General features: G+C 72.6%; 5 protein-coding genes and 1 pseudogene. 4 read left to right on the top strand and 2 right to left on the bottom strand.

Annotated elements, in window-relative coordinates:
• The first annotated feature begins 207 nt into the window (after positions 1-207).
• Both GUY61_RS33250 and GUY61_RS33245 read left to right on the top strand, forming a co-directional pair.
• Positions 208-963: an ABC transporter ATP-binding protein gene (locus tag GUY61_RS33250; RefSeq protein WP_313896983.1), complete on the top strand. Its 756-nt coding sequence runs from the start codon at positions 208-210 to the stop codon at positions 961-963.
• A complete protein-coding gene (locus tag GUY61_RS33245; protein WP_166634044.1) occupies positions 960-2,591 on the top strand; it encodes a transporter in 1,632 nt (543 codons plus the stop codon). Before GUY61_RS33250 ends, GUY61_RS33245 begins: the two co-directional genes overlap by 4 nt.
• A gap of 27 nt (positions 2,592-2,618) precedes the next feature.
• Here the strand turns inward: GUY61_RS33245 and GUY61_RS33240 are convergent, their stop codons facing one another.
• Both GUY61_RS33240 and GUY61_RS33235 read right to left on the bottom strand, forming a co-directional pair.
• On the bottom strand, positions 2,619-3,536 hold the full coding sequence (locus GUY61_RS33240) for an alpha/beta fold hydrolase (RefSeq protein WP_166634046.1): 918 nt from the start codon (positions 3,534-3,536) through the stop codon (positions 2,619-2,621).
• Positions 3,537-4,198: 662 nt separating this feature from the next.
• On the bottom strand, positions 4,199-4,891 hold the full coding sequence (locus GUY61_RS33235) for a metal-dependent transcriptional regulator (protein ID WP_166634043.1): 693 nt from the start codon (positions 4,889-4,891) through the stop codon (positions 4,199-4,201).
• Between the two features lie 216 nt (positions 4,892-5,107).
• On the opposite strand from GUY61_RS33235, the gene GUY61_RS33230 reads away from it, so the two are divergent.
• Positions 5,108-5,863, top strand: coding sequence for an SIS domain-containing protein (locus tag GUY61_RS33230; protein WP_166634042.1), 756 nt, complete (start codon positions 5,108-5,110; stop codon positions 5,861-5,863).
• Positions 5,864-5,870: 7 nt separating this feature from the next.
• Positions 5,871-6,002, top strand: a pseudogene (locus GUY61_RS33225) (alkaline phosphatase D family protein); the annotation flags it as partial.

Genomic DNA, 6,002 nt, shown 5'->3' with positions numbered 1-6,002 from the left:
GCACGGACGCTGCCGCACGGACGCTGCCGCACGAACGCCTCCGGCCCTCACCCGTATCGTGGCGCGACGACGGGGTATGACCAGCCCCGGCGACGACGGGGAACGTGGAAAGGCGGGGCCGTGGCGGCACAACCAGAAGCGACGGACGCGACGGGAGCGACCGGGCCGGCGGGCGAGCGGCATCCGGAGGGCGATCCGCCGCCGGCCGTGCGTGTGCGGGGACTGTGGAAGCGGTTCGGGCAGCAGATCGCGGTCGCCGGGATCGATCTGGACCTGCCCGCCGGCCGGTTCATCGGACTCGTCGGGCCCAACGGCGCCGGCAAGACGACCACGCTGTCCATGGTGACCGGGCTGCTCAGGCCCGACCAGGGCCGGGTCGAGGTCTCCGGGCACGACGTGTGGCAGGACCCGGCGCGGGTCAAGGCCAGGATCGGGGTCCTACCCGAGGGGCTGCGGCTCTTCGAGCGGCTCTCCGGACGGGAACTCCTGGGCTACACGGGGCGGCTGCGCGGGCTGCCCGGTGCCGAGGTCGACAAGCGCGCCACCCAGCTCCTCGACGTGCTCGACCTGGCCGGCGCGCAGCACAAGCTGGTCATCGACTACTCGACGGGCATGCGCAAGAAGATCGGGCTGGCCGCCGCTCTGCTGCACAATCCCGAAGTCCTCTTCCTCGACGAGCCGTTCGAGGGCGTCGACCCGGTCTCCGCCCAGACCATCCGGGGCGTGCTGGAGCGGTTCACCTCCTCCGGCGCGACCGTCGTCTTCTCCAGCCATGTGATGGAGCTGGTGGAGTCGCTGTGCGACTGGGTCGCGGTGATGGCCGCGGGCCGGATCCGCGCGCACGGTCCGCTCGCCGACGTACGGGGCGAGGCCGCCACCCTCCAGGACGCCTTCCTCGAACTGGTCGGCGCGCACGGGCGGGACACGGCCCAGAGCCTCGACTGGCTCGGCGGCCCCCGATGAGCGCTCCCGTCGCCGAAGCGCCCGCCGGCGCCCCCCTCACCGGCTCGCTCACCCCCGTCTTCATACGGCTGAAGCTGTCGCTGCTGCGCAACGGCCTGCGCCGGTCCTCGGGCCGCAGGGTGGCGTACATCGCCTCCATGGTCGCCACCCTGCTCTTCGCCGCCCTGCAACTCCTCGGCCTGATCGCGCTGCGCGGCAGCGAGCACGCGCCGACGGTCGTGGCGCTGCTGGCGGGCGTGCTGGCCCTCGGCTGGACCGTGATGCCGCTGTTCTTCCCCGGCGGCGACGAAACCCTGGACCCCACGCGGCTGGTGATGCTGCCGCTCCGGCCCCGCCCTCTGGTGCGGGCGCTGCTCGCGGCCTCACTGGTCGGCGTGGGGCCGCTGTTCACGCTGACGCTGCTGGCGGGGTCCGTGGTGGCGGTGGCGGAGGGCGCCGCGGGCATCGTCGCCGGGGTGGCCGGGGCGGTGCTGGCACTGCTGGTCTGCGTGGCCCTGGCCCGGGCCGTGGCAGCCGCCAACATCCGTCTGCTGACCAGCCGCAAGGGCCGGGACCTGGCCCTGCTGAGCGGCCTGGTCGTGGCGGTGGGCCTCCAGTTCCTGAACTTCGGCGCGCAGCGGCTGTCCGGAGCCGGCGGCCTCACGGCGCTCGACCCGGCCGCCGCGGTGGTCGGGTGGCTGCCGCCGGCCTCCGCGATCGCCGCGGTGGAGTCGGCCGGCGAGGGCGCGTACGGGATCGCGGCGGCCCGGCTGCTGGTGTCGGCGGTGGCGCTGGTGCTGCTGCTCGGCTGGTGGCAGCGGTCGCTGACCCGGCTGATGACCACGCCCGACGGCTCCACGATCGCGGCGGCGGAGCCGTCGCGCGCGAAGAGCTCGCGGCCGGGGCTCGCGGGACTGCTGCCCGAGGGGCGTACGGCCACGGTGATCGAGCGGAGTCTGCGCTACGTGTGGCGCGACCCCAAGACCAAGGCCGCCTGGATCACCTCTCTCGCGATCGGGCTCATCGTGCCGCTGTTCAACGCCCTTCAGGGCACCGGCTCGATCTACTTCGCGTGCTTCGCCGCGGGCATGCTCGGCATCCAGATGTACAACCAGTTCGGGCAGGACACCTCCGCCTTCTGGATGGTCGCGATGACGATCTCCGGACCGCGCGACGCCTATCTGGAGCTGCGGGCAAGGGCGTTGGCGCTGTTGGTGATCACGCTGCCGTACTCGGTGCTGGTGACCGTGCTGACCGCCGTGGTGCTGGAGGAGTGGGCCGGCATCCCCGAGGCGCTGGGCCTGTCGCTGGCGCTGCTCGGCGCGATGCTGGCCACGGGGGCGATGGCCTCGGCCCGGTTCCCCTACTCGATCCCGCAGGACAGCGGGTACAAGAACGTGGCCCCCGGCCAGGCGGGGCTCGCCTGGATCAGCATCTTCGGCGGCATGGTCGCGGCCGCGCTGCTGTGCGCGCCCGTGCTGGCGCTGACCATCTGGCTGCATGTGGCCGGTGCGCACGGCGCGTTGTGGCTGCTGCTGCCGCTGGGCGCGGTCTACGGCGCGGCGATCACCTGGGCGGCGCTGCGGCTCGCCGCGCCGCAGGTCGCGAATCGCCTCCCGGAGATCCTGGCCGCGGTCAGCAAGGGCTGACCCGCCCCCAGGGCTTCGCGGCGCCCCTCAGCCGTCCGTCATCACGCGCTCCAGGAAGGGCTCGACGATGGCCCGCCAGGCCTCGGGCTGGTCGTAGTGGACGAGATGACCGGCGTCCGGCACTTCGGCGTACTCGCCGCGGGGCAGGACCCGGACCATCTCGGACGCCTCGGCCCGGCCCAGCTCTCCGTCGAGGCCGCGGACCACCAGCGTCGGGCAGCGGACCTGTGCGAGGTCGTCCCAGTGCGCGTCGTGCACCCAGGTCTCACGGGACTTGAGCATCTGCTCGGGGTCGAAGACGGGGCGCCAGCCGTCGGGGCCCTCGGTCATCACCTCGGCGTAGAACTCACCGCGGGCGGGGTTGGGCCGCTCCACCCAGGGGTCGTCCTCGCCGAACCACTTGCGGACGTCCGCGAGCGTGGCGAAGGGGACGGGCCAGGACTTGAACCAGTCGGCCCACTCGCGCTGTGTGGCGGGGCCCAGCGCGGAGGCCCGCATGTCGCAGATGACCAGGGCCCGGACGAGATCGGGGCGGCGGGCGGCGAGCTGCCAGGCGGTGAGGGCGCCCATCGAGTGGCCGATGAGCACGGCGGGCCCCAGCCCGAGCTGTTCCACGGCGGCCTCGACGTCGGCCACGTACGCGTCGCGGCTGAACGGGCCGTCGACGGGCTTGTCGCTCTGCCCGTGGCCCCGCTGGTCGAGAGCGACCGCGCGATGGCGTTCGGCGAGCCAGCGGGCGGTGTCGGCCCAGTGGGACGCGCGGCCCATGAGGCCGTGCAGTAAGAGCACGCCGGGGTCGCGTGCGCCGATGGACCCGCCGTCCGGGCCGCCGTCGGGACCGCCGCCGGTCTCTGTCCCGGCGAGTCCGCTCTTGGGCGGGTCGGCGAACTCCCACGCGGCAAGGCGTACGCCGTCCGCTCCCGTCACGTCGATGCGCCGCACCATTCGTTCTGGCACCCCCATCCCCTCTGTTCGACTGTCGGCAGCTTATCGAACTCACATTCGAATGTGCGGTTCCCGCGCGCAACACCCCTCGTTCGAGTGACGGCACTCAAGGATTGACGGCCGTCGCCGAGGGGAGATCTCTTCCGGGAGGCGGGCCGTGAGGGAAGGAACGCTCCCCGCCACGGCGGGGACGGTCCTGCGGTCCGAGGGGGGCGACCCTGGGAGCTCGGGGCTCCGGGTCAGCACAGGGGAGGACAGGCCCCGGCGCCGAAAGACGCCGGGGCCCATCACGTCCGAGCCCCACGAATGCTTGCGTGGGCGCATACCGTGCCCCTCCCCGACCCAAGCGGAATCGAGCCCTCCCGACTCGACCGGAAGGCCCCAGCGCGACCCCCAGTCATATGCCCGGACAACCAGCGTGGCACGCGTTCGCTCTGTGCGCTGCACTTCCGGAGGAACAAGAGGGCACAACAAGACCCCCGGCTCGGTGCCGTGAAAGCATGACGCAGCGCAGAAAGCTCAGTACGCAGCGCATTTCGCCGGGCGGGACGGCCCGGCGAACTCGGCCCGGAAATCAATCACCACGAAGGACTCGCGCCGTCGGCGCGGACCTCCGGCCACCGGCCACCGGAACGCCGTACGGGCGTCCGCGGGCGGCGGACTCAGCGCTTGGCGACGAAGACGTGCGAGGCGACGCCCGCCTCCAGCTCGGCCGCCTCGCCGCTGGAGCCCACGAGCACTCCGCCCGGCGACTCCGTCACGCTGACCACGGAACCCGGCTGCACCCCGGCGCGGCGCAGCGTGTACATCAGCTGGGCGTCGGTCTGGATCGGCTCACCGATGCGGCGCACCACGACGGTCTTGCCCTCCGCGCCCGCGTCCAGGTCCGCGAGGGACACCATGCCCTCGTCCAGGAAGGGGTCACCCCCGGACTTCTCGCCCAGCTCCTCGAGCCCCGGGATCGGGTTGCCGTACGGCGACTCGGTGGGGTGCCGCAGCAACTCCAGCACGCGCCGCTCCACGGCCTCGCTCATCACGTGCTCCCAGCGGCAGGCCTCCGCGTGCACCTGCTCCCACTCCAGGCCGATCACGTCGACCAGCAGGCACTCGGCGAGACGGTGCTTGCGCATCACCCGCGTCGCCAGCCTGCGCCCCTCCTCGGTCAGCTCCAGGTGACGGTCGCCCGCGACGGTCACCAGGCCGTCCCGCTCCATACGGGCCACCGTCTGGGAGACCGTGGGACCGCTCTGGTCGAGCCGTTCCGCGATCCGGGCGCGCATGGGAACCACGCCTTCCTCTTCAAGCTCGAGGATGGTGCGGAGATACATCTCCGTCGTGTCGATCAGTCCGGACATACGTGCCCCTCGATTAACTCGTGCGCTGGCCCCGACCCAATTCTGACGCATGGCACCGACAACCGTGCCGTGCCGGGGAGAACAGTGGGCAGGCCGTATTGACACGGCACTGGTCCAGACCGCAACGTGATCCGCGGCACGGGCACTCCCCGGACCGCGAAGCCGCCCACACCCGGCCCCGGAACAGCCCCTGACACCCCCTGGAGGGCCCGCGCGATGAGCGAGAGCAAGCCGGTCGACCAGTTCTTCGACGCCGCCATGGGCCTGCTCCAGCGGGTGCGCGACGAGGAGGCCGGCAGCATCGCGGCCGCCGGCGACCTGATCGCCGGGACCGTCCAGGACGGTGGCCGGATCTTCGCCTTCGGCGCCGGGCACTCCTCGCTGCCCGCCCAGGACGTCGTCTACCGCGCCGGCGGTCTCGCGCTGATGAACCTCCTCACCGTCCCCGGGGCCGTCGGTGTCGACGTGCTGCCCGCGACCCTCGGCAGCGCTCTCGAAGGTGTCGACGGCCTCGCCTCCGTCGTCCTGGAGTGCAGCCCCGTGCGCGCCGGCGACCTGCTGTTCATCATCTCCCTCTCCGGCCGCAACGCCCTGCCCGTCGAGATGGCGCAGAAGGCCCGCGCCCTCGGCCTCAAGGTCGTCGGCGTGACTTCGGTGGCGTACGCGGAGGGGACGACCTCACGGCACTCGTCGGGCACCTTCCTCAAGGACCACTGCGACCTTGTCCTGGACAGCAAGATCGCCATCGGCGACGCGGAACTCACCCTCGACGGCGTCGGGGCGCCGTTCGCGCCCGCCTCCACGATCGTCACCAGCGCCCTCATGCAGGCCGCGGTGGCCGCCGCGGCCGCCGAGCTCGCCTCCCGCGGCATCGAGCCGCCGATGCTGCGCTCCGGAAACGTCGACGGCGGCCACGAGTGGAACGGCCGCGTCATGGACGAATACCGGGACCGCATCTTCTACCGCCGCTGAGCCCGGGCGGACCCGGCACGCCACCTACAAGACGGACGCCGACCTGCGCACCCTGCACGCCACGCACCCCGTCATCGCGATGTGGGACGACCACGAGATGGCGAACGACGCCTGGTCGGGCGGCGCGGAGAACCACACG

It is taken from the genome of Streptomyces sp. GC420 (assembly GCF_009916105.1).
In the GTDB taxonomy this organism is placed as follows: Bacteria; Actinomycetota; Actinomycetes; order Streptomycetales; family Streptomycetaceae; genus Streptomyces.
Note: the sequence above shows the minus strand (reverse complement) of the source record. Positions and strands in the feature narration are given on the sequence as shown.

Coding starts and splice junctions, on each gene's coding strand:
- GUY61_RS33245 (WP_166634044.1), top strand. CDS start 960: ATGAGCGCTCCCGTCGCCGAAGCGCCCGCCGGCGCCCCCCTCACCGGC.
- GUY61_RS33240 (WP_166634046.1), bottom strand. CDS start 3,536: ATGGTGCGGCGCATCGACGTGACGGGAGCGGACGGCGTACGCCTTGCC.
- GUY61_RS33235 (WP_166634043.1), bottom strand. CDS start 4,891: ATGTCCGGACTGATCGACACGACGGAGATGTATCTCCGCACCATCCTC.
- GUY61_RS33230 (WP_166634042.1), top strand. CDS start 5,108: ATGAGCGAGAGCAAGCCGGTCGACCAGTTCTTCGACGCCGCCATGGGC.